We start from the raw sequence: 20,972 nt of genomic DNA, 5'->3' as shown, positions 1-20,972 counted from the left end.
CTCCAGCGAGACTCGGCTCCGCGGACACGTTCGCGGTCGTGGGACCACGAACGTGTCCGCCTGGGCGAGACTCGGCGCCGGGCGCCGGGCGCCGGGCGCCGGGCGACCGCCTGGTCAGCTGCCGCGGTAGGTGCTGTAGGCGAAGGGGCTGAGCAGCAGCGGCACGTGCAGGTGGTCGGTCCCGGTCACCGTGAACGCGACGACGACGTACGGGTGGAACGTCGGGACCCCGGCGGCGCGGTGGTGGGCGCCGGTGTCGAACCGCAGCTCCAGGTCCCCACGGGGCAGCACGTCCGGCCCGAGCCCCGCGCGCCCGTCCGCGTCCGTCTCCCCCGTGGCCAGGACCTCGCCCTCGGGGGTACGCAGTGTCAGCGCGACACCGACGGCCGGGGTGCCGGTGCGGGCGTCGAGCACGTGCGTGGTCAGGTGCGGGACGCCGAAGGTCGCTCGGATCCGGTGCACGGCGATGTCGGCCAGGGCAGCGGTGGCCTCGGTCACCTCGGCGTCCGGCTCCCCCGCGAGGCGCCGCTCGAGCTCGGCGAGGAGTTCCTCCGGCGTCCGCCCGGCGGCACGCACGAGGAACACCCGGCCGAACCGGTCCTCGTACGCGGCGTTCCCGCGGGCGATGGCCGTTGCGACGTCGTCCGCCGCCGTCGCCATCGCGCCCTGCTCGCGGGCCGACGACGCCTCGGTGGTGCGCTCGCCGATGCGGGGGTGCTCGGCGAGGGCGGTGTCGAGGTCCGCCGCGGTCCACTGCGCCGCCGCCTCGGTGGCCGCTGCGACCAGGGCCGGCACGGTGCGGAACGGTCGAGCGGCCACCAGGGCGTCGGCCCACGCCGGCACCGCTGCCCAGTGCAGGGCGGTCCGTCGGGCGTCGTCGGCGGGGGCGGAGTCGAAGTCGCGGAGGTCCACCCGCCACACCCTAGGGACCGCGCGTTACGCCGGCGTTTCCCGGGGCTCCTCCGCGGCACGCAACGTCGGCGGAGGCTCGCAGCGGTACAGCGCTGCGAGCATCCGCCAAGATTGCGTCCCGCGGCTTCGGCGGGCTCAGAGGTCGGCGGCGAAGGACGCGATCCGGAGCTGCAGGTCCTCGATCCGGCGGACCCGGGCGGCCTCGACGTCGTAGCCCTCGTACGCCGGGGGCACCGGGCGTCGGACGTTGCGGGAGCACTGGAAGTCCTGGCAGACGAGGGTACCGACGGTGTTGCCGTTCCGACCGGCCTTCCCCGAGCGCTTGGCGGCGTAGAAGACGACGTCGTTGGGCAGCTTGACGTCCTGGCACCACGAGCACTGCGCCCGTGCACGCGGCGACGCCTCGGCCTGCCGGAACAGGATGCCGACGAGGTCGCCCTCGAGCGTCGGGACGACGGCGTAGGCGCGGCGCGCGGTCTTCGGGTCGCGCCAGCCGAGGAAGTCGAGCGACTCCCAGTCCAGCGTCTCGAGGTCGGTCGGCAGGGTCAGGTCGGTGACCTCCTTGCGGGAGGCGTTGACGAAGGACGAACGGATGGTCTTCTCGCTGATGGGCAGCACGGTGTGGTCGCTCTCGACGGGCCCGGGCGCGGGTGCGCGCCGCACGGGCGGAGGTGTGATCAGGGTTCGACGGACGCGGCCGTGCCGGACGGCACAGCCGGGGGCGTCACGCCCTGATGCCGGCGCTCTGCGCGCCGACCACCTCCTGCTGACTCACGCTCCCAGCCTACGACGGCGTGTCAAGCCGGGCGTGTCGCGTCGACGACCCGGTCACGGAGTGGGCCGCAGCAGGACGACCGACCCGTCGAGCGCGGGCCGCCGGCGGAGTGCCCCGTACCGGCTGTCCCACTCGCCCGACGCGAGCGCGCTCCGCAGGGCGGCGACCGATCGGCGAGCGGTGAGGTCGTCGACCAGGCTCCACGCCGGGTCGGCGGCGCGGACATCGGCGTCGAGGAGCCGTTCGGGTCGCGCGTAGTAGCCCTCGCCGAAGCCGTCCACGCAGGTGAACGGCACCGGGAGGCGCACGACCTCGACGGACGGTCCGACGAGCGTCGCCAGCCGGTCGACCGTCGGCAGCGTGTCCGCCTCGGCGGCGACCACCGCGGACGCGTACTCGGCGAGCCAACCGGTGCGGAGCCGGTCCGGGTCGCGCGCGAGGACGACGACCCGGCCGTCCTCGGGCCGTGCGAGCCCGGCGACGGTGTCCACGCTCGGGAAGGTGAGCAGCACCGCGTCGGCGTCCCCGTCGGAGACGACCTGCCGGTCCGCGGGCACGTACGAGACCGGACCAGGCCGTTCCTCGCGCACGGTGCGGGCATCGGCCAGGGACCCCGCGACCGCACGGACGAACGTCGGCTCCGGGCGGCGGTGTCGTCGCAGGAGCGCCGCTGTGTCCTCGTCCACCGGCATCCTCGTCACGGCCCCACCCTACGAACGCTCCCTGCTAGCGTCGTCGCATGGTCTCCGGGGGATTCGCCGTCGTCAGCATCGTCTACCTGGCGGTCGTGCTGCTGTTGCTCGTGCTCGTCGTCGCACTCATCGTGCTCGTGTTCGCCGCGATCCGCGTGCTGCGGTTGACCGCGACCGAGAAGGAACTGCGCATCGACCGGCTCCGCGTGGACTCGCTCGTCGACACGCTCGGGAGCGACGACGGCACCGACGGCACTGACAGCACCGACGGCACCGACGGCTCCCCTCGCCCCGAGGGACCCGCAGGACCGACCGCGCCGTGACGACCGACCGCTGACCACGGCGGTCGTCCGGTCGGCCCGTCAGTCGTCCAGCTCGGCCTCGCCCGCGCGCACGGCGGCGAGCCGCTCGGACCGCTCCGTCGCGGCCCAGGTCCCCAGCAGCGCGAGCGACCGCTCGGACTCGCTGCCCGGCTCCGCCGAGTAGGTGAACATCGTCAGGCCTGGGTCGGCGACGAGCTCGAGCGCCTCGAAGTCCAGCTGCAGCTCCCCGACGACGGGGTGCGCGATGCGCTTGCCGCCCCGTCGGTGCACCCGGACGTCGTGGGCAGCCCACCAGCCGCGGAACTCCTCGCTCCGTGTGGAGAGCTCGCCGACGAGCGTCACGAGACCGGGCTCGCAGGGGTTCGCGACGGCCGCGGCGCGGAGGACGGCGACGGCCTCGCGCGCGGTGGCCGCCCAGTCGGGGAAGAACTCGCGCGCGGCCGGGTCGAGGAACGTGAACCGTGCGGTGTTCACGGGGCGCCCGGGGCCCGCGAACATCGGCGCGTACAGGGCCCGGCCGAGCTCGTTCGTCGCGACGACGTCGCCGCGCTCGTTCCGCACCCACGCGGGCGCGCCGGTGATCGCGTCGAGCAGGCGCTGCACGCCCGGCCGGACACGCGTCGGTACGTTCCGGTGCATCACCTTGACGCCGGCGTTGGCCAGACGGGCGAGGTCGAACAGGTGCGTCCGTTCGTCCTCGTCGAGCTGCAGCGCGCCCGCGAGTCCCTCGAGCACGCTGTCCGAGACGCCCTTGAGCGAGCCGCGCTCGAGCCGCGTGTAGTAGTCGACGCTCACCCCGGCGAGCATCGCGACCTCGTGCCGACGCAGGCCGGGCACCCGGCGGACGCCGCCGCCGAACGACGGCATGCCGACCTCGTCGGGGGTGAGCCGCGCCCGCCGCGAGGACAGGAAGTCACGGATCTCGTTGCGCACGTCGATACCCATGGCACGAGCGTACGTGGCGGCACCGTCGCGACGACAGGCACCGGCGGTACCCGTGACGGACGGGAGGCGCGGTGCGGGTCGGCACCGCGCCTCCCGTCCGGCGGTGGCCCGGCTAGGAGACGGGCGGGACCGCGTGCACCGGCTCGGTGGCCGCCGGCACCGCCGTGGCGGCGTCCGCCGCTCGGGGAGTGACCCGCACACGCGCCACCCGGTGCCCGTCCATCTCGGTGACCTCGAGGCGGTGCTCGCCGGTCTCGACCACGTCACCGACCTCGGGCACGCGGTCGAGGTGCACCTGCACGAGCCCGCCGACGGTCTCGTAGTCGCCGTCCGGCAGCAGCGGACCGCCGTCGGCCGCGAGGTCCTCGAGCACGGTCGCACCGTCGATCCCGTCGGACTCGGCGGCCGGCGGGTCGTACTCGTCCCTGATGCGGCCGACGAGGTCCTCGAGCAGCGCCTCGAGCGTGACCATGCCCGCACTGCCGCCGTACTCGTCCACCACGAGCGCGATCTGGTGTCCCTCGGTGCGCATGTCCGCGATGGCACTCGACAGCGACTTCGTCTCCGGCAGCGCGAGCACGGGGCGCACGAGCGTCGAGACGGGTGCCGTCGGGTCGGTCGGGCGGAGCAGGTCGCGGAGGTGCACGAAGCCCGCGACGTCGTCCCGCGAGCCCTCGGTGACCAGGTACCGGGTGTGGCCGACCTCGATGGCGTGGTCGGTCGCGTCCGCGATGCTGAGCGACGCGTCGATGGTCGAGACGTCGTACCAGGGGCGCATCGACTCGCGGAGGATCCGGTCACCGGCGTCGAGGGCGCTGCGGGCGATGCGACGACCCTGCGCGTCGATGGCGTCGTGGTCCTCGACCAGACCGCGGAGCTCCTCCGTGCTCATCGACTCGCTGCGGGCGTCCGGGTCGCCACCGAGCAGCCGGACCACGCCGTTCGTGGTCTTCGACAGCACCCAGATCACCGGGCGCATCGCGGTCGCGAACCGGTCGAGGGTCGGCGCGACGGCCATCGAGAAGCCCTCGGCGCGCTGCAGCGCGAGGCGCTTCGGCACGAGCTCGCCGAACACGAGCGACAGGTAGGCGATGACCAGGGTCATCAGGACGAGGGCGACGGCCTCGGCCGCCCCCTGGTCGAGTCCGAGGCCGGACAGCAGCGGCGCGACGTCCGGCGCGATCGACGATGCACCGTACGCGGCCGAGAAGAACCCGGCGACGGTCACGCCGATCTGCACGGCGGACAGGAAGCGGTTCGGGTCACGCCCGAGCGCGGCGACCCGGGCTCCGCGGGAGCCACGTCGCTCGAGCTGCTGCAGCTGTGACTCGCGGAGCGAGACGAGGGCGATCTCCGCCGCGGCGAAGACACCGCCGACGAGCACGAAGAGGATGACGAGCCCGAAGGCGATCCAGGTGTCGGCGTCCATCAGCGGGACACCCCCGTGGGTCGGCGACGGGCGGGCGGTCTGTGGTGATCGTCCATGCTGTGATCCTGTACAGCCATGCTGGGACGTCGCCGCGCCGGTGCTGCACGAGTGCTGTGGGTCCGGGGTGCACGGACCGGGACGTCAGCGGCCCCGACGATCCGCCGGGTCGCCCAGGTCGGATCGAGCCCGGGTCAGGTCGTGCTCGGGCCGGGTCGTGCTCGGGTCAGATCGTGAGCGAGCGGCCGATACGGGCCTCGAGCCAGGCCTCGGGGTCGATCGGCGTGACTCCGTCCATCAGGACCTCGAGGTGCAGGTGTGCACCCGTCGAGACGCCGGAGGAGCCGACGCTGCCGATGAACTGGCCGGCCTCGACGGTGTCGCCGGCCCGCAGCGGCGACGACCCGGGGATCATGTGCCCGTACAGGGTCGAGACCCGGCGGCCCTCGATCACGTGGTCGATGATCACCGTCGTGCCGTACGAGAAGTACGTGCCTGAGACGCGGACGGTGCCGGCGGCGACGGCGCCGATCGGGGCGCCCATGCCCGGGTTGAAGTCGAGACCCTGGTGGAGCGAGGAGCACGCGGCGCACGGAGCGGAGCGGTACCCGAACCCGGAGCTCATGCGCACCGGGCCGGGGAACGGCGAGCGGACCTCGCCGCCGTACGACACCGCGCCCTCGGCGCCGCCGTCACCGGCGACGACGACCTGCTGCCCGCCGCCGACCGTGAAGTCGTCGCGGTCGAGGGCGGCCGCCGTGACCGCCTGGGTGACCGCGTAGTCCTGGGTGCGGACCTGCGGCGCGAGCGTGGACGTCGCTGACGAGGTGCCGGCGCTGGCGTGGGCGGGCATCGCGGACGCGGCGAACATCGCGAGTGCGGCAGCGGCGCTGGTCAGCGTGATGCGGCTCGCGCGGTGCGAGCGGGACGGGCGCGTTGCACGTGCCGCGGGCGTCGCGGCGACCGGCAGCGCGGCACTCCGTCGACGGACGACCCGGGTGATCCGCGCGTCGACGTGCTCGGTGGTGGCCCGGGCCTCGGTCGTGCGACGTCCCGACCGCGCAGCGACCGGGACGGTGTGCGGAGCCGGAGCCGGAGCCGCCGACGACTCGGGTGCTCGGCCGGGCGCCGGTGCGGGGGAGACGGTCGCGACCGCCGGGGCCGCGTCCGAGCGGGACGGGCGGGGAGCGCGGGTGCGACGCGCTGCCTTGCCGGCCGCTGCGCGCTCGGCCTCGAGGGCAGCGCGACGGGACAGGTGCACGACCGGGGTCTCCGGCTGCTGCTGGTCGGTGTCGTGTGTCGTCGTCATGGCCGCAGACCATTCTGCACGAGTCTGTCGCTTTGTACAGGGGTGATCGTGATCTTCCCGTTACCGAACGGCTGACAGTCCGCTGACGTGTCACCGCGGTTGCGTGCCCGCTGGACGTCGCGTCGGTAGTGTCCGAGACCAGCGACCGGAAGGACCTGCGCCATGGCCCGAACGCCGCGGGAACGCCACGAACCCATCGACCTCGCGACCGCCGAGGTCGTGCTCGCCGGCACCCAGGAACTGCTCCCCGTCCTCCGGGCGTCGGCCGTCCGTGCGGGCGTCGACGCCGCCAGGATGCGGGTCGTCGGGGTGGGCGACCTCCCCGATCCCCACGAGCACGCCGATGCCGACCTCGCGGTGATCGCGATCCGCCGACCGGGCGACGACCCCGCGTTCCACCGGGCGCAGGAGGCCGCGGAGCTCATCGCGCCGCTGCTCGCGCCGAACGCCGTGCGCATCGTCATCACGGTCTCGGGGGTGACCCGGCTCGCCCCGAAGGTCGAGCGGACGCTGACGTCCGAGGTGCTCCACCAGATCGGCGTGGCCTCGGCCCGCTCGGGCTTCAAGCGCCCCTTCCGGAGCATGCGGACCCGCCTCGGGACCGCCGGGCTGCGGGCCGCCGGGGTCCGGGTGTTCCGGATCACGATCTGACCCGACCCCACGGCAGGGCCCGACCGGGTATCTTGACGTCGAGAGAAACCGCGCCGCGAGTACCGTGGACGGACCGAGGTCCGGCACGGTCGAACAAGGGAGTACCCGCCAGCATGGCCAAGATCATCTACACGCTCACGGACGAGGCACCGTTCCTCGCCACCCACTCGTTCCTGCCGGTCGTCGAGGCGTTCGCGCGCACCGCGGGGGTCGACGTCGAGACCCGCGACATCTCGCTCTCCGGTCGGATCATCGCCCAGTTCCCGGAGCGGCTCACCGACGAGCAGCGCCTGGACGACGCCCTGGCCGAGCTCGGTGAGCTCGCGGGGACGCCGGAGGCGAACATCATCAAGCTGCCGAACATCTCGGCGTCGATCCCGCAGCTCAAGGCGGCGGTCAAGGAGCTCCAGGCGCAGGGCTACGACCTGCCCGCCTACCCTGACGAGCCCACCACCGACGAGGAGCGCGACGTCCGGGCCCGCTACGACCGCGTCAAGGGCAGCGCCGTCAACCCGGTCCTGCGCGAGGGCAACTCCGACCGCCGCGCGCCGCTGTCGGTGAAGAACTACGCCCGCAAGCACCCGCACCGCATGGGCGCCTGGAGCCACGAGTCGCGGACCAACGTCGTGACGATGGGAAAGGACGACTTCCGCTCGAACGAGCAGTCGTGGATCGCCCCCGCCGACGACACCCTGACGATCGAGTTCGTGGCCGCCGACGGCGACACCACCGTGCTCAAGCAGTCGATCCCCGTCCTCGCGGGCGAGGTCGTCGACGGCACCGTCCTGCACGTCCGCGCGCTCGAGGCGTTCCTGCAGGACCAGATCCGTGCCGCGCAGGACCAGGGCGTCCTGTTCTCGGTGCACCTCAAGGCCACGATGATGAAGGTCTCCGACCCGATCATCTTCGGCCACGTCATCCGGGCGTTCTTCCCGACCGTGTTCGAGCGCTACGGGGCCGACCTCGCCGCCGCCGGGCTCAACCCGAACGACGGCCTCGGCTCGATCCTCGCCGGGCTCGACAGCGTGCCGAACGGCGCGGAGATCACGCAGGCGTTCGCCGACGGGATCGACGCCGGCCCCGAGCTCGCGATGGTCGACTCGGACAAGGGCATCACCAACCTGCACGTGCCGAGCGACGTCATCGTCGACGCCTCGATGCCCGCGATGATCCGCACCTCCGGCCACATGTGGGGCCCGGACGGCGAGGAGCACGACACCCTCGCGGTCATCCCCGACTCGAGCTACGCCGGCATCTACCAGGCCGTCATCGAGGACTGCCGCGCGAACGGCGCCTTCGACCCGTCGACCATGGGCTCCGTGCCGAACGTCGGGCTCATGGCGCAGAAGGCCGAGGAGTACGGCTCGCACGACAAGACCTTCGAGCTCCCCGGTGACGGGAAGGTCCGCGTCGTCACGAGCTCCGGTGAGACGGTCATCGAGCACGAGGTCGAGCAGGGCGACATCTGGCGTGCCTGCCAGACGAAGGACGTGGCGATCCGCGACTGGGTGAAGCTCGCCGTCACGCGCGCCCGTGCCACCGGGTCGCCCGCCGTGTTCTGGCTGGACGAGACGCGTGCGCACGACGCGAACCTGATCGGGCTGGTCCGGCAGTACCTCGGCGAGCACGACACCGACGGGCTGCAGATCGAGGTCATGGCGCCCGAGGACGCCATGCGCTTCTCGCTCGAGCGCATCCGTCGCGGCGAGGACACCATCTCGGTCACGGGCAACGTGCTCCGCGACTACCTCACCGACCTGTTCCCGATCATGGAGCTCGGCACCTCGGCGAAGATGCTCTCCGTCGTCCCGCTCCTGGGCGGCGGCGGGCTGTTCGAGACCGGTGCCGGCGGGTCGGCCCCGAAGCACGTGCAGCAGCTGGTCGAGCAGGACTACCTGCGCTGGGACTCCCTGGGTGAGTTCCTCGCGCTCGCGGTGTCGCTCGAGCACCTCGCGGGTGTGACGGGCAACGCACGGGCGAAGGTGCTGGCGGACACGCTCGACCGTGCCACGGGGACGTTCCTCGACGAGGACAAGTCGCCCGGCCGCAAGCTCGGATCGATCGACAACCGCGGCAGCCACTTCTACCTGGCGAAGTACTGGGCCGACGAGCTCGCCCGGCAGACCGAGGACACCGAGCTCGCAGCGGCGTTCCAGGGCCTGGCGGCGCAGCTCGACGAGCACGAGCAGACGATCGTCGACGAGCTGGTGGCGGTCCAGGGCAAGCCGGCCGACATCGGCGGCTACTACCGCCCGGACGCGGCGAAGACGAACGCCGTGATGCGTCCTTCGGCCACCCTCAACGAGGCGCTGGCCGCGCTCTAGGCGCGCACCGACGACGGACGGGAGGCGCGGTGCCGGCTGGCACCGCGCCTCCCGTCCGTCACGCGGTCGCGCTCAGACCCTGTCTTGGTCGCAGGACATGCCGTCGCCGCCGGACGTGAGCGGCAAGTCGTGCGACCGGGACGATCGCGGGCGGCAAGTCGTGCGACCGGGTCGGCCGAGGGCGGCGCCGCGTCAGCCCTTGGGGACCGGGGGACCGGCGACCAGCAGCGCCGAGAACACCAGCGCGACCGCCACGACCCCGATCGCCACCGAAACCCCGGGCCGACGCACCACGAAGAAGAGCAGGCGGTCCCAGACCCCGGACCGCTCGTCGGCGGTCCGTCGCCAGGGGCCCTCGAGCATGCCGCGCCGGGCGACCGCGACCTCGAACGGCACGGTCGCGTACGGCACGACGGCGCTCGCCCACCCGAGCACGAGCGCCCCGACCGACCAGCGCTGGTTCACCGCGACGACCGTCGTCACCACGAGGTACGCCAGGAACACGAACCCGTGGATGCTCCCGCCGATGCGCACGCCCAGGTCGCCGGCGTCCAGCCCGTACTTCAGCACCATCCCGGCGATCAGCAGTGTCCAGGTCACGAGTTCGGCCACCGCGGCGGCACGGAACAGGGAGCGAGGGGTCATGCCGACATGGTCGCGCACCCGTCCGGGAGAACCCCCGACACCCCCCGACACCCCCGACACACCGCCGGTCGTATCGATTCGACCAAGGGAGCGGGTAGCGTCGGGGGCATGTCAGCGCCGACCGAGAGCCGTCCCCTGAACATCGTCGTCTGGAACGAGAACGTGCACGAGAGCCGCGGTGACGCGACCGTGCTCGGGCACTACCCCGACGGCATGCACACCGTGATCGCCGCCGCGCTCCGGGAGCACCACCCCGAGGCATCGGTGGGCACCGCCACGCTGCAGGAGCCCGAGCACGGTCTGACCGCCGAGCGCCTGGCGGAGACGGACGTGCTGTTCTGGTGGGGACACGTCGCGCACCAGGACGTGTCGGACGAGATCGTCACCCGCGTGGTCGAGGCCGTGCACGCCGGGATGGGCCTGGTCGTCCTGCACTCGGGGCACTACTCGAAGCCGTTCACGCGCCTGATGGGCACGACGTGCTCGCTGAAGTGGCGGAACGACGGTGAGCGTGAGCTCGTCTGGACGATCGCACCCGAGCACCCGATCGCCGCCGGCGTCCCGCACCCGATCGTCATCGACCGCCAGGAGATGTACGGCGAGTACTTCGACATCCCGCGCCCCGACGAGGAGGTCTTCCTGTCGACCTTCGCCGGCGGCGAGGTCTTCCGCTCCGGTGTCGCCTACCGCCGGGGTCTCGGCCGGGTCTTCTACTTCTCGCCGGGCGACCAGGAGTACCCCGTCTACCACCACCCGGACATCCAGCGGGTGCTCGCGAACGCGGCGGCCTGGGCGGCCCCGGTGTCCGAGCGACGCGAGCTGACGGCTGACCCCCACCCGCGGGACTGGTTCCTCGCCGGTGGTGCGGGTACACAGGAGGGGTGACCAACCATCTCGACGGTGCGGCCCGCCGCACTGCGGTGATCGAGGCGCTCGAGGTACTCGGATCAGGGCCCGAGGAGCGCTTCGACCGCATCACCCGCATGACGCACGAGGCGTTCGGCGTCCCGCTGACCTTCCTCAACCTCGTCCACCACGACCTCGTCACCACGCAGTCGACGTTCGGGTTCCAGCAGGGCACGAGCGTGCCGGCGACCGGGCAGTTCTGCGCGACGACGGTGCTCACCCCCGAGCCGATGGTCGTCCCGGACACGCTCCTCGACCTCCGCTTCGCCGACACGCCCGCCGTGACCGAGTACGGGGTCCGGTTCTACGCCGGCGCACCGTTGACGATGTCCGACGGCACGCGGGTCGGGACGCTGTGTGTGATGGACGCGCAGCCGCGGGTGTTCTCCGACGAGGACCTCGCGCTCCTCGGGGACCTCGCCCGGTGGGCGGAGCGCGAGCTCGGCCACTCGATCGAGCGGGGCCGGGTACGACGTGTCCTCACCGGGCTCGTGCCCGACCCGGTCAAGACCGGGGGAGCCGCGGTCGACGGGTTCCTCGAGCCGGACGAGGACGGGGGCGACCTGGTCGACTGGCGCACCGCCGCGGACGGGTCCGTCCAGGCCACGATCGGCACGGTCACCGCGGGCGGTCGGGCCTCGGCGCTCCTCGCGGCGTCGGTCCGTGCCGCCGTCGTCGCCCGCACGGACCTGCCGCTGCACGACGCGCTCGCCGGCCTGGAGGCGCAGCTCGCCCCCGACCTGTCGGCCGGCGGTGCCGTCGGGTCGCTCCTGCACGTGCGCCTCGACCCGACGACGGGTCACACCGAGTGGGTCGACGCCGGGCACGGTCCGGCGCTGCTCGTGCGGGCCGACGGGACGGTGGCCGCGCTGCGGTCGTCGGACCTGCCGATCGGCCTGCAGCCGGACACCGTGCCGCGCACGGTCGGCGCGCTGGACCTCGGGCCGGGGGACCGCGTGGTGCTGGCGACCGACGGCGCGCTGGCGCTCGACGGCGTCGGGGACGTGCAGGGGCTCGGAGCGCTGGCGGTGGCCCACCCCGAGGACCTCGTCGCGCACGTCCGGTCGCTCGTCCCCGTCGGTGGCGACGGCGCGGACGTCGCCGTCGTGGTGCTCGCCCGCACCTGACCGCGCGGAGCCGGGGGCGGGTGCCCCTCCGGGTGGACGTGCTGCGGCGTCAGCGGCCGCGGGGCGCCGGTCGTCCGGTGGCTGCCGCGACGAGCAGCGTGGCCAGGAGCGCGAAGCCGGCGAGCTCGACCCCGAGGCCGGCGGTCTTCCAGTAGGCGCTGCCGACGACCTGCGGCTGCGTGATCGCGTCCGGCCACCACGGGTCGAGGAACGGCACCGTGCCGGGGAAGGGGTCGAGCCCGAGGACCACGAGTCCCCCGAGGAGCAGCACCACGCCGAGGCCCGCCATCGCGCCACGGGACCGGTGCAGCATCCGCACGACGAGGGCTGCCGCCATGCCGGCCATGCCGGCCACGGCGAGCAGGAAGGCGATGACGACGACCGGTTGCGGGGTGAGGGCCACCCAGTCGAGCACGGCGATCGGCAGCAGCAGCCACCGTCCCACCCGTACCCAGCGCCGCGGGTCCCGCCATCCGTCCATGCCGGTCACGGTACGGCAGCGCTCGGGGGGTCCCCTGAGGGCCTCCTCCGGGCAGGGCCGGCTGGTTACCATCGAGCACATGGCGCAGGACGGCCGGATCAGGCAGGAGCGGGCGGTGGCGACGCGCGCGGCCCTCATCGAGGCCGCGGCGGCCGAGTTCGACGAGCGCGGCTACCTCGGGGCGTCGATGGACGGCGTCGCCGAGCGTGCCGGCATGACCAAGGGGGCGCTGTACTTCCACTTCCGGTCGAAGGCCGACATCGCCAGCGCGGTGATCGCTCGGCAGGACGAGATCTCCCGGCACTACGCGGAGGTCGCCGCCACGCGTTCGGCATCGCCGCTGGAGTCCCTGATGTGGATGTCGCAGGGCGTGGCGACGCAGATGACGCGGGAGGTCGTGGTCCGTGCCGGGCTCCGGCTCGCCGCGGACCCGAACGCCCGGGAGATCCCGCGCGAGCACCCGTTCGGCCGCTGGGTGGACCACACGGCCGACATCATCCGTCGGGCGATCGAGGTCGGCGAGGTCGACCCGTCGTGGGACCCGGAGCTCGTCGGGCACGTCGTGAGCCCCGCCGTCGCCGGTGTGCAGATGGTGTCGGACATGCTGCACGACCGGGCGGACCTGTACGACCGGCTGCAGGAGCTCTGGACGATGCTGCTGTCGGCGATGGCGACCGAACGGACCCGGGCCGAGGTGCCTCGACTCGTGGCGATCATCCGGCCGGAGGGCCCCGGGGAGGGCTGAGCGACGCGGGTCCCCCCAGGGACACCCACGTCGCTTCTCTTGGAGGATACCAAGGAGTACGTTTCCGCAGCAGCCCCACTTCGCGGGGATGACGACGACGTCGTACCCTGGCCCGATGGGCACCCCGGCGGCCGAGTTCCACGTCGACGTCGAGCTGGTCGTCGCACTGCTCCGTGACCAGCACCCGGACCTCGCCGACCTGCCCCTGCGGGTCGTGGCGAGCGGGTGGGACAACGTCGTGGTCCGTGCCGGTGACGCCCTCGCCGTGCGGCTGCCCCGCCGCGCCGCGGCCGCCACCCTCGTCGAGCACGAGCAGCGGTGGCTGCCGACGATCGCTGCGCTGGTGGGGGACGCCGCACCCGTCCCGGAGCCCGTCCGCACCGGCCGTCCCGCGCTCGGCTACCCCTGGGCGTGGAGCATCGTGCCGTGGTTGCCCGGGCGACCGGCGGGTGAGCAGGCCCAGGGCGTCCGGGTGGCACGGGACCTCGCCGCCGTCGTGACCCGCCTGCACGTGCCGGCACCGGCGGACGCCCCCGCGAACCCGGTCCGCGCCGTCCCGCTCGCGACGCGGAGCGAGGCCGTGACGACGCGACTGGCGACGGACGACGTGCCCCGCGCCGTGGAGCTGGCCACGCTCTGGCGGACCGCTGCCGGTGCGCCGACGCACGTCGGGCCTCCCGTCTGGGTGCACGGTGACCTGCACCCGTTCAACCTGCTCGTCGAGCCGACGCCGCTCGGTGACCGACGCCTGTCGGCCGTGGTCGACTTCGGTGACCTGACCGCGGGCGACCCGGCGGTCGACCTCGCCACCCGGTGGTTGACGCTCGACGACGCCGGCGGGCGGACGTTCGCGTCGCTCGTCGACGCGGACCCCGCCACCTGGGCCCGGGCGCGCGGGTGGGCCGTGTCGATCGCGTCGGCGCTCGCCGTGACGGACGACGACGCGTTCCGGACGGTCGCGGCCCGGGCGATCGACGCGGTGCTGGACGGCTGAGCCCGCAGGGGTTACCGTTCCCTCACCTGTCCGTGCACTGGAGATCGGAGGGGCCTGATGACCCTCGAGTTCCGCGTCCCGCACGACGTCGACACCGACGCCTCTCCCGCCCCGTCCGCCCGACCCGACGCCGTCCGTCGCACCGGTCTCCGCGGTCTGCTCGACCGCCTGGCCGTCCGGCGCGCGGCAGCCCGCGACCGACGGCTGGTCGCCCACCTGCACGAGCTCGACGACCTGCAACGGCTGCTCAGCGGCGCACGGGGCGTCGTCGAGCAGGGGTGGATCCAACACTCCTGGTTCGCCTACCTCGACGAGCACGGACGCCTGCGCAAGGCGTCGAGTGCTGCGGCGCTCGCCGCCCAGGGCCGACCGCTCGTCGCCGCCTGCCTGGTGGGGGCCGTCGTCTCGGCGGCGGGTGGCCCGCAGGTCGTGCACTCGCAGCCGGTGCAGCGGGCCCTCGACCTGGTGTGGCACGCCCTGGCCGCCGACGAGGGGCGACCGGTGGTCTGGTGCCCGGCGCCGGACGTCCGGATGGCCCGGGTCCGCGACCTCACCACCTGGAACGACCGGCCCGGGCGGAGCGCTGCCGAGGTCGCGTCGCTGCTCCTCACCGCGGAGCGGGTCGCCGTGCACGAGGCCGAGCGGGTCGCCGCCCGACGCGTCCCCCTGCCGGGCTGATCGGGGAGCCGGACCGTCCCGGGTCCCACCGGACGACCCGTCGTGCCCCGTGCGGCGGGTCGTCCCCGCTGCGGGCAGGACCCCGCAGTAGCCGACCGCTGCTCGACATCGTTACCGTTCTCCCAGGTGACACCGCTCCCTTGCTCGCTGAACTGGGGTTTCTTCCTGCGCGAAATTGCAGGAACTGCACGGATCGGACGTTTGCCGTTGGTCAAGTACCCCGACCCCTGCGTACGGTCGGTCGAGTTCGTGCCCCGTCCGGTGGGGCGTTCGGCCGACCAGGGAGGGGCGCCCAACCGTGTTCCAGTACGTCGTGGAGCGATGGGACCAGATCTGGTTCTCGTCGTGGCAGCACTTCTCACTGGTCGTCCAGTGCACCGTGCTCGCCACGCTCATCGCCGTGGTGCTCGCAGCACTCGTCTACCGCAGTCCGCAGCTGACCTCGATCGCGAACGGGGTGTCCGCCGTCGGGCTGACCCTGCCGTCGTTCGCCGTGATCGGTCTGCTCATCGTGCCGCTCGGGTTCGGCGTCGTGCCGTCCGTCGTCACGGTCGTGTTCTTCGCCACGCTGCCGATCCTGCGGAACGCGGTGGTCGGCCTCGCCGAGATCCCGCCGACGGTCGTCGAGTCGGCGCGGGGGATCGGCATGAGCCGGATGCGCACCCTGCTGCAGGTCGAACTGCCGATGGCGTGGCCGATCATCCTGAGCGGCGTGCGGGTGTCCGCGCAGATGGTGATGGGCATCGCCGCGATCGCCGCCTACGCGCTCGGCCCCGGCCTCGGTGGCTTCATCTTCTCCGGCCTGTCCCGCCTCGGCGGCGCCAACGCCCTGAACTCCGTCGTCGTCGGGGTGGTCGGGGTCGTCCTGCTCGCCTTCGTCCTCGACCTGCTCCTCATCGGCCTCGGCCGCCTGACCACCCCGAGAGGTATCCGTGTCCAGCACTGACTCCGCCACCACCACCGCCCCCGAGGGCGACGTCACCGGCCGCAGCATCCTGCTCGACGAGGTCACCAAGCGGTACCCGGGCCAGCAGAAGCCCGCCGTCGACGGCATCACGCTCGAGATCCCGGCCGGCAAGATCGTCATGCTCGTCGGCCCGTCCGGCTGCGGCAAGACCACCACGCTGAAGATGATCAACCGGCTCATCGAACCCACCGAGGGCCGCATCGTCGTCGGGGACGAGGACGTCACCGGCATCGACGCCGACGAGCTCCGCCGACGCATGGGCTACGTCATCCAGGCCGGCGGCCTCTTCCCGCACATGACCGTCGCGGCGAACATCGGGATCGTCCCGAAGATGCTCGGCTGGTCGAAGGAGAAGATCGCCGCCCGCGTCGACGAGCTCCTCGACCTGGTCTCGCTCGACCCGGCCACCTACCGCGACCGCTTCCCCCGCGAGCTCTCCGGCGGCCAGCAGCAGCGCGTCGGTGTCGCCCGGGCGCTCGCCGCGGACCCGCCCGTCCTGCTCATGGACGAGCCGTTCGGCGCCGTCGACCCGATCACCCGGCAGCGCCTGCAGGACGAGCTGCTGCGCATCCAGGAGGAACTGCACAAGACGATCGTCATCGTCAGCCACGACTTCGACGAGGCCGTGAAGCTGGGCGACTGGATCGTGATCTTCACCGAGGGTGCGCACATCGTGCAGTACGACACCCCGGAGCGGATCCTGGCCGAACCGGCGAACGAGTTCGTGGAGAACTTCATCGGCTCCGGCGCCGGCCTCAAGCAGCTGACCCTCAACCGCGTGCGGGACGTCGACGTCGTCGACGCCGTGACCTGCTCGCCGGGCGAGGAGGCGAAGGCCGTCCTGCAGCGCATGGACGAGGCCGGACGGCACGGGCACGCCGTCGTGGTCGACCGCCGTCAGCGCCCGATCGGGTGGCCGTCCCGGCGGCAGCTCGAACGCCTCGACCGCATCCCGGAGGGCATCGACCCCGCCCTGCCCGTCGTGGGCGAGGGGGCGACGCTCAACGACGCGCTCGACACCATGCTCGTCTCGAGCGCCGGTGCCGCGCTCGTCACGGGGCGCCGTGACGCCTTCCGCGGCGTCATCACCGTCGAGACCGTCATGGAGGCCATCACCCGGTCCCGTGCGGCTGCCGCGGACGAGCAGGCGTACACGCCGGTCGGTACGAACACGAACCCGATCGAGACCCTGCCGTCCTCGCCCGTGGCCCCGACGGTCGCGACGTCCGGGGAGGACCTGTGACCGCCGTCGCGACCGACGCGCCCGCCGCAGCCGGCCCGGGCACCGCGCAGCGCACCCCCTGGAAGGGCCTGCTCGTCCAGCCGATCGCGATCCTGGTGGTCCTGGCCGCCTGGGTCCTCTGGCTGAACACCGCGGACCTCAGTGCCACCGAGCGCTCGACCCTCAACCCGTCGGGCATCCTCGAGCTCACCGGACAGCACCTCGTCCTGACGCTCCAGGCCACCGTGCTCGTGCTCGTGATCGGCATCCCGCTCGGGGTCCTGCTCACCCGCGGGCCCTTCCGGCGGGCGAGCACCACGGTCATCGCCGTCGCGAACTTCGGACAGGCGGCCCCCGCGGTCGGGCTCATCGTGCTGCTCGCGGCCTGGCTCGGCCTGAACAGCTGGTCGGCGGTCGTCGCCCTCGTGCTCTACGCGATCCTGCCGGTGCTCCGGAACACCATGCTCGGTGTGCAGAGCGTCGACGACCGGCTCGTCGAGGCCGGCCGCGGCATGGGCATGAGCGCCCTCAGCGTGCTGCTCAAGGTCGAACTGCCGCTGGCGGTCCCGGTCATGCTCTCCGGCATCCGGACGGCCCTGGTGCTGCTCGTCGGCACCGCGAGCCTGGCGACCTTCGTCGGCGCGGGTGGCCTCGGGCTCCTCATCACCACGGGCGTGAACCTGTTCCTGCCGAAGGTGCTCGTCTCCGGAGCGCTCCTGGTGGCGCTCCTCGCCCTGACCATCGACTGGATCGGCCGCGTGGTCGAGACGGTCGCACGACCGAAGGGACTCCGATGACGCCCGACGACACGACGCACGCCGACGAGACGACCCGCGAGCAGGGCGTACGTCGCGCCCCCCGCACCGACGGGACGGGCGCCCGCCGCGCCTCCCGTCCGTCCACCGGTCGCCGCTGGGTGGCCGCCGCCGCCGTCGCGGGGGCGAGCGCCCTCGTCCTGACCGGCTGCGGCCTGCAGCCGGCCGCGTCCTTCGTGCCGGGTGCCGCGCCGGGATCGATCCAGCGGATCGACGACCTGCCGGACGACGCGAAGCTGACCGTGACGTCGAAGAACTTCACGGAGCAGCTCGTCCTCGGCAAGATCGCCGTCCTCGCCGCCAAGGCGGCCGGGTTCGACGTCACCGACGAGACGAACGTGCCGGGGTCGGTCGCGGTGCGCGAGCTGATGACCTCGCACGGCGCGGACTTCACGTACGAGTACACGGGCACCGCCTGGCTCACGTTCATGGCGCACGAGCAGGGGATCCCCGACAAGACCGAGCAGTGGCAGGCGGTCAAGGACGAGGACGCCGGCAACGGGCTGACCTGGCTCGAACCGGCGCCGATGAACAACACCTACGCGTTCGCCGTGCGCGACGAGGCGGTGTCCGAGCTCGACGACGTGAAGACGCTGTCGGACATCACGAAGCTGCCGGTCGACCAGCGGACCTTCTGCGTCGAGTCGGAGTTCAACTCGCGTGCGGACGGCTTCAAGCCGATGCTCGAGAAGTACGGCCTGGAGCTCGGCGGGTCCGGCGAGAACGGCGTGCCGACGTCGAACGTCAGCATCCTCGACACCGGCACGGTCTACACCGCGACCGACCGGGGCAAGTGCAACTTCGGCGAGGTCTTCACGACCGACGGCCGCATCAAGTCGCTCGGCCTGACCGTGCTCGAGGACGACCGCGGGTTCTTCCCGGCGTACAACGTCGCACCCGTGATCGACTCCGAGACGCTCGAGGAGTACCCGCAGCTCCGTGACGTGTACGACCAGATCTCGCCGGAGCTCACCGACGAGGCGCTGCAGGAGCTGAACCGCCAGGTCGACGTCGAGGGCCGCGAGCCGGCGGACGTCGCCTTCGACTGGATGGTGGACAAGGGCTTCATCACGGCGCCCTGACGGGTGACTCGGTCGTCCGGGCGAACCGGGTGACCTGTCGGACGGGAGGCGCGGTGCCGGTGGGCACCGCGCCTCCCGTCGTCCGCGGGGTCGCGTCGCTGCTCGCGAGCTCCGGACGGGCTGCATCGCGTCGAGCGCGTGGCCGCGTGGCCGCGTGTCCGCGTGTCCGCGTGTCCGCGTGTCCGCGTGTCCGCGTGTCTGCGTGTCCGCGCGGCCGGCTCCGGACGGCGCGCACGCCGCGTGCATAGTCTCGGACACGTGGCGGCTTCGGGACGGGACCTCGGCGACGGGTGCACGCTCACGCTGCGCGACCTGAGCACCGTCGACGCCGTCCACGACCTGGTGCAGGCCAACCTCGCACGCCTCCGGGCCGCGGAACCGTGGGCCTGGGCGCCGGTCTCCCGGGACTCGCTCGTCCTGCACACGGAGCAGCTGCTCGGGCAGTACGCGATGGACCGGGCGGTGCCGTGCGTCGTCCGGGTGGACGGGAGCATCGTCGGCTCGGTGTCGCTCGCGCTCGACCCGTACCTGGGCCAGGCGTCGCTCGGCTACTGGATCGACGAGCGGTACGAGGGGCGCGGCATCGTCCGACGGGCCGCTTCTGCACTGCTCGAGGTCGCGCGCGAGCGGGGGAGTGCCCGGGTGGAGGTCCGCACCGGCGTCGACAACGCCCGGAGCCGGGCGCTGGCCGAGCGGCTCGGGTTCGTGCACGAGGGGACGCTGCGCAGCGCGCTCCCGCTCGGGCCCCGACGGGTCGACGTGGCGGTGTACGGGCTGTTGACCTGACGGTCCTCGGCGGCGCTCCGCCGGGCCCCGGCGAGACGAACGCTGCGTCAGCGGCCCTGGGACACGCCCGCCCACACGGCGAACGCGCCGCCGAGCAGGAGCAGCACGCCGACCACGATCCAGACCGCCAGCGCGACGAGGTTGAGGAGGATGCCCCACCCCGCTCGGCCACGGGCCATCGGCTCACGACTGCGGGAGGCGATCCCGAGGCACAGGCCGACGACGGGGGCGAAGAAGGTCCACCCGGCGAGCAGCGAGCAGACCCCGAGCACGAGGCTCGCGGTGCCGAGGCCGGTCCGAGGGGTGTGCTGCACGGTGGTCATGTCCCCGACGCTACGGGGTCCTGCTGCCGCGGCGCGTCCCCCGGTGGTGTGACCGCGGGTCCTCCCGGGGACGGACCTCCTGCGGACGGACGGCCGCACGCCGGTATCGTCGGAGCATGGCCCTGTTCGGACGACGCCCCAGGAACGACGTTCGCGACCGCCCGGTCAGCCAGGTGGAGCTGAAGCGGGCCGTCGACGAGGGCTTCCTCATCGCCAGGGCCGCCGTCACCGTCGCGGTGGCGAACCGGATCATCACGAACGCCCTCCGCGACCAGGGGTACTTCGACCACGCCGTCATCGCCGAGGCCACCCGCGAGGAACTGCACCGCATGGCCGAGGAGCAGCGCGGGGACGCCGCCCGCATGCGGGAGATCCGGTCCACGTCGAGCAACAAGCGGGGGCGCTCGCAGCACCAGCACGACTACAAGCGCGGCGACGACCTGAAGCTCCGCACGCGCGAGGCCACCTACGAGCAGCTCGCCGCCATGCTCGACCGGCGGCGCGACGACCAGGGCTTCGTCGACCGCATCGTGCTGCAGGCCCGTGCCCGGGCGTGGGACGACATCGGCACGACCGTCGTCGGACGTCTCGGGTGGGCGCAGCGCCCGACCGAGGACTACGAGATCGGCCGCGACGAACGTCTGCAGCAGATGCTCGACGAGGACTTCGCGGCGCTGCTCGCGGAGCACCCGGCGGGCGCCGAGGCTCCCGTCGCGACGCCGGCCGATGCGGACGAGCCCGACGAGGGCGACGCCGCCGAGGACGGTACGGATCCCGCCGACGCGGACACCGCACGCCCCTGACGACGGACCCTGCGAGGTCCTGCAGGTGCCTGGTCGTTCCG

The 20,972-nt window shown here is 73.0% G+C and carries 23 protein-coding genes and 1 pseudogene; 14 read left to right on the top strand and 10 right to left on the bottom strand.

The features are described from left to right. Positions 1 to 114 precede the first annotated feature (114 nt). The 4 genes and pseudogenes from uraH to PIJ49_RS10880 form a co-directional block, all read right to left on the bottom strand. A complete protein-coding gene (gene uraH / locus PIJ49_RS10895; protein WP_271826598.1) occupies positions 115 to 453 on the bottom strand; it encodes a hydroxyisourate hydrolase in 339 nt (112 codons plus the stop codon). Then, positions 454 to 912: pseudogene (gene uraD / locus PIJ49_RS10890) on the bottom strand (2-oxo-4-hydroxy-4-carboxy-5-ureidoimidazoline decarboxylase); the annotation flags it as partial. A gap of 135 nt (positions 913 to 1,047) precedes the next feature. Beyond that, a complete protein-coding gene (locus tag PIJ49_RS10885) occupies positions 1,048 to 1,530 on the bottom strand; it encodes an FBP domain-containing protein (protein WP_209684830.1) in 483 nt (160 codons plus the stop codon). Between the two features lie 210 nt (positions 1,531 to 1,740). Beyond that, entirely contained in the window at positions 1,741 to 2,379 is a 639-nt protein-coding gene (locus PIJ49_RS10880) for an SAM-dependent methyltransferase (RefSeq protein ID WP_271826597.1), read from the bottom strand. A gap of 47 nt (positions 2,380 to 2,426) precedes the next feature. On the opposite strand from PIJ49_RS10880, the gene PIJ49_RS10875 reads away from it, so the two are divergent. After that, positions 2,427 to 2,702 carry a hypothetical protein gene (locus PIJ49_RS10875; RefSeq protein ID WP_271826594.1) on the top strand — a complete coding sequence of 92 codons (276 nt, stop codon included), beginning with the start codon at positions 2,427 to 2,429 and terminating at the stop codon, positions 2,700 to 2,702. Between the two features lie 39 nt (positions 2,703 to 2,741). On the opposite strand, the gene PIJ49_RS10870 is transcribed toward PIJ49_RS10875, so the two are convergent. From PIJ49_RS10870 to PIJ49_RS10860, 3 genes are all read right to left on the bottom strand, one after another. Beyond that, positions 2,742 to 3,647: a helix-turn-helix transcriptional regulator gene (locus tag PIJ49_RS10870; protein ID WP_209684832.1), complete on the bottom strand. Its 906-nt coding sequence runs from the start codon at positions 3,645 to 3,647 to the stop codon at positions 2,742 to 2,744. Between the two features lie 112 nt (positions 3,648 to 3,759). Then, positions 3,760 to 5,076, bottom strand: a complete 1,317-nt coding sequence (locus tag PIJ49_RS10865) for a hemolysin family protein (RefSeq protein ID WP_271826593.1) — start codon at positions 5,074 to 5,076, stop codon at positions 3,760 to 3,762. A 223-nt stretch (positions 5,077 to 5,299) separates the two neighbouring features. After that, positions 5,300 to 6,382, bottom strand: coding sequence for a M23 family metallopeptidase (locus PIJ49_RS10860; RefSeq protein WP_271826592.1), 1,083 nt, complete (start codon positions 6,380 to 6,382; stop codon positions 5,300 to 5,302). A 162-nt stretch (positions 6,383 to 6,544) separates the two neighbouring features. On the opposite strand from PIJ49_RS10860, the gene PIJ49_RS10855 reads away from it, so the two are divergent. Together PIJ49_RS10855 and PIJ49_RS10850 are read left to right on the top strand one after the other, a co-directional pair. Continuing rightward, positions 6,545 to 7,033 (top strand): hypothetical protein, encoded by a 489-nt coding sequence (locus PIJ49_RS10855; RefSeq protein WP_271826591.1) that lies wholly within the window; start codon positions 6,545 to 6,547, stop codon positions 7,031 to 7,033. Positions 7,034 to 7,146: 113 nt separating this feature from the next. Continuing rightward, positions 7,147 to 9,357 (top strand): NADP-dependent isocitrate dehydrogenase, encoded by a 2,211-nt coding sequence (locus PIJ49_RS10850; RefSeq protein WP_271826590.1) that lies wholly within the window; start codon positions 7,147 to 7,149, stop codon positions 9,355 to 9,357. Between the two features lie 192 nt (positions 9,358 to 9,549). On the opposite strand, the gene PIJ49_RS10845 is transcribed toward PIJ49_RS10850, so the two are convergent. Beyond that, positions 9,550 to 10,002, bottom strand: coding sequence for a DUF3817 domain-containing protein (locus PIJ49_RS10845; protein ID WP_271826589.1), 453 nt, complete (start codon positions 10,000 to 10,002; stop codon positions 9,550 to 9,552). Between the two features lie 108 nt (positions 10,003 to 10,110). On the opposite strand from PIJ49_RS10845, the gene PIJ49_RS10840 reads away from it, so the two are divergent. Then, a complete protein-coding gene (locus PIJ49_RS10840) occupies positions 10,111 to 10,887 on the top strand; it encodes a ThuA domain-containing protein (protein WP_271826588.1) in 777 nt (258 codons plus the stop codon). Continuing rightward, a complete protein-coding gene (locus PIJ49_RS10835; RefSeq protein WP_271826587.1) occupies positions 10,884 to 12,035 on the top strand; it encodes a PP2C family protein-serine/threonine phosphatase in 1,152 nt (383 codons plus the stop codon). The genes PIJ49_RS10840 and PIJ49_RS10835 overlap by 4 nt, the downstream gene beginning before the upstream one ends. Positions 12,036 to 12,084: 49 nt before the next feature. Here PIJ49_RS10835 and PIJ49_RS10830 read toward each other — a convergent pair whose 3' ends face one another. After that, positions 12,085 to 12,516 (bottom strand): hypothetical protein, encoded by a 432-nt coding sequence (locus PIJ49_RS10830; RefSeq protein WP_271826586.1) that lies wholly within the window; start codon positions 12,514 to 12,516, stop codon positions 12,085 to 12,087. 79 nt (positions 12,517 to 12,595) lie between these two features. Here PIJ49_RS10830 and PIJ49_RS10825 point away from each other — a divergent pair, with 79 nt between their 5' ends. The 8 genes from PIJ49_RS10825 (at position 12,596) to PIJ49_RS10790 (ending at position 19,805) form a co-directional block, all read left to right on the top strand. Beyond that, entirely contained in the window at positions 12,596 to 13,261 is a 666-nt protein-coding gene (locus PIJ49_RS10825; RefSeq protein WP_271826584.1) for a ScbR family autoregulator-binding transcription factor, read from the top strand. Positions 13,262 to 13,376: 115 nt separating this feature from the next. Further along, positions 13,377 to 14,255: an aminoglycoside phosphotransferase family protein gene (locus PIJ49_RS10820; RefSeq protein ID WP_271826582.1), complete on the top strand. Its 879-nt coding sequence runs from the start codon at positions 13,377 to 13,379 to the stop codon at positions 14,253 to 14,255. A gap of 57 nt (positions 14,256 to 14,312) precedes the next feature. Beyond that, entirely contained in the window at positions 14,313 to 14,933 is a 621-nt protein-coding gene (locus tag PIJ49_RS10815; protein WP_271826581.1) for a DUF6197 family protein, read from the top strand. 298 nt (positions 14,934 to 15,231) lie between these two features. Then, entirely contained in the window at positions 15,232 to 15,879 is a 648-nt protein-coding gene (locus tag PIJ49_RS10810; protein ID WP_251155594.1) for an ABC transporter permease, read from the top strand. Next, positions 15,866 to 17,143, top strand: coding sequence for an ATP-binding cassette domain-containing protein (locus tag PIJ49_RS10805; RefSeq protein ID WP_066657297.1), 1,278 nt, complete (start codon positions 15,866 to 15,868; stop codon positions 17,141 to 17,143). Before PIJ49_RS10810 ends, PIJ49_RS10805 begins: the two co-directional genes overlap by 14 nt. Next, positions 17,140 to 17,919: an ABC transporter permease gene (locus tag PIJ49_RS10800; RefSeq protein ID WP_406907349.1), complete on the top strand. Its 780-nt coding sequence runs from the start codon at positions 17,140 to 17,142 to the stop codon at positions 17,917 to 17,919. Before PIJ49_RS10805 ends, PIJ49_RS10800 begins: the two co-directional genes overlap by 4 nt. Further along, positions 17,916 to 19,019, top strand: a complete 1,104-nt coding sequence (locus PIJ49_RS10795; RefSeq protein WP_209684841.1) for a glycine betaine ABC transporter substrate-binding protein — start codon at positions 17,916 to 17,918, stop codon at positions 19,017 to 19,019. The genes PIJ49_RS10800 and PIJ49_RS10795 overlap by 4 nt, the downstream gene beginning before the upstream one ends. A gap of 258 nt (positions 19,020 to 19,277) precedes the next feature. Beyond that, positions 19,278 to 19,805 carry a GNAT family N-acetyltransferase gene (locus tag PIJ49_RS10790; RefSeq protein ID WP_066657295.1) on the top strand — a complete coding sequence of 176 codons (528 nt, stop codon included), beginning with the start codon at positions 19,278 to 19,280 and terminating at the stop codon, positions 19,803 to 19,805. 47 nt (positions 19,806 to 19,852) lie between these two features. Here the strand turns inward: PIJ49_RS10790 and PIJ49_RS10785 are convergent, their stop codons facing one another. Then, positions 19,853 to 20,128 carry a hypothetical protein gene (locus PIJ49_RS10785; RefSeq protein WP_209684843.1) on the bottom strand — a complete coding sequence of 92 codons (276 nt, stop codon included), beginning with the start codon at positions 20,126 to 20,128 and terminating at the stop codon, positions 19,853 to 19,855. Positions 20,129 to 20,244: 116 nt separating this feature from the next. On the opposite strand from PIJ49_RS10785, the gene PIJ49_RS10780 reads away from it, so the two are divergent. Continuing rightward, on the top strand, positions 20,245 to 20,931 hold the full coding sequence (locus PIJ49_RS10780) for a hypothetical protein (RefSeq protein WP_066657291.1): 687 nt from the start codon (positions 20,245 to 20,247) through the stop codon (positions 20,929 to 20,931). The last annotated feature ends 41 nt before the right edge of the window (positions 20,932 to 20,972 follow it).

Origin of the sequence: Curtobacterium uvaldense, from assembly GCF_028307415.1 — a bacterium.
Taxonomy (GTDB): Bacteria; Actinomycetota; Actinomycetes; order Actinomycetales; family Microbacteriaceae; genus Curtobacterium.
The sequence above is the reverse complement of the archived record's forward strand: the minus strand, read 5'-3'. Positions and strand labels throughout refer to the sequence as shown.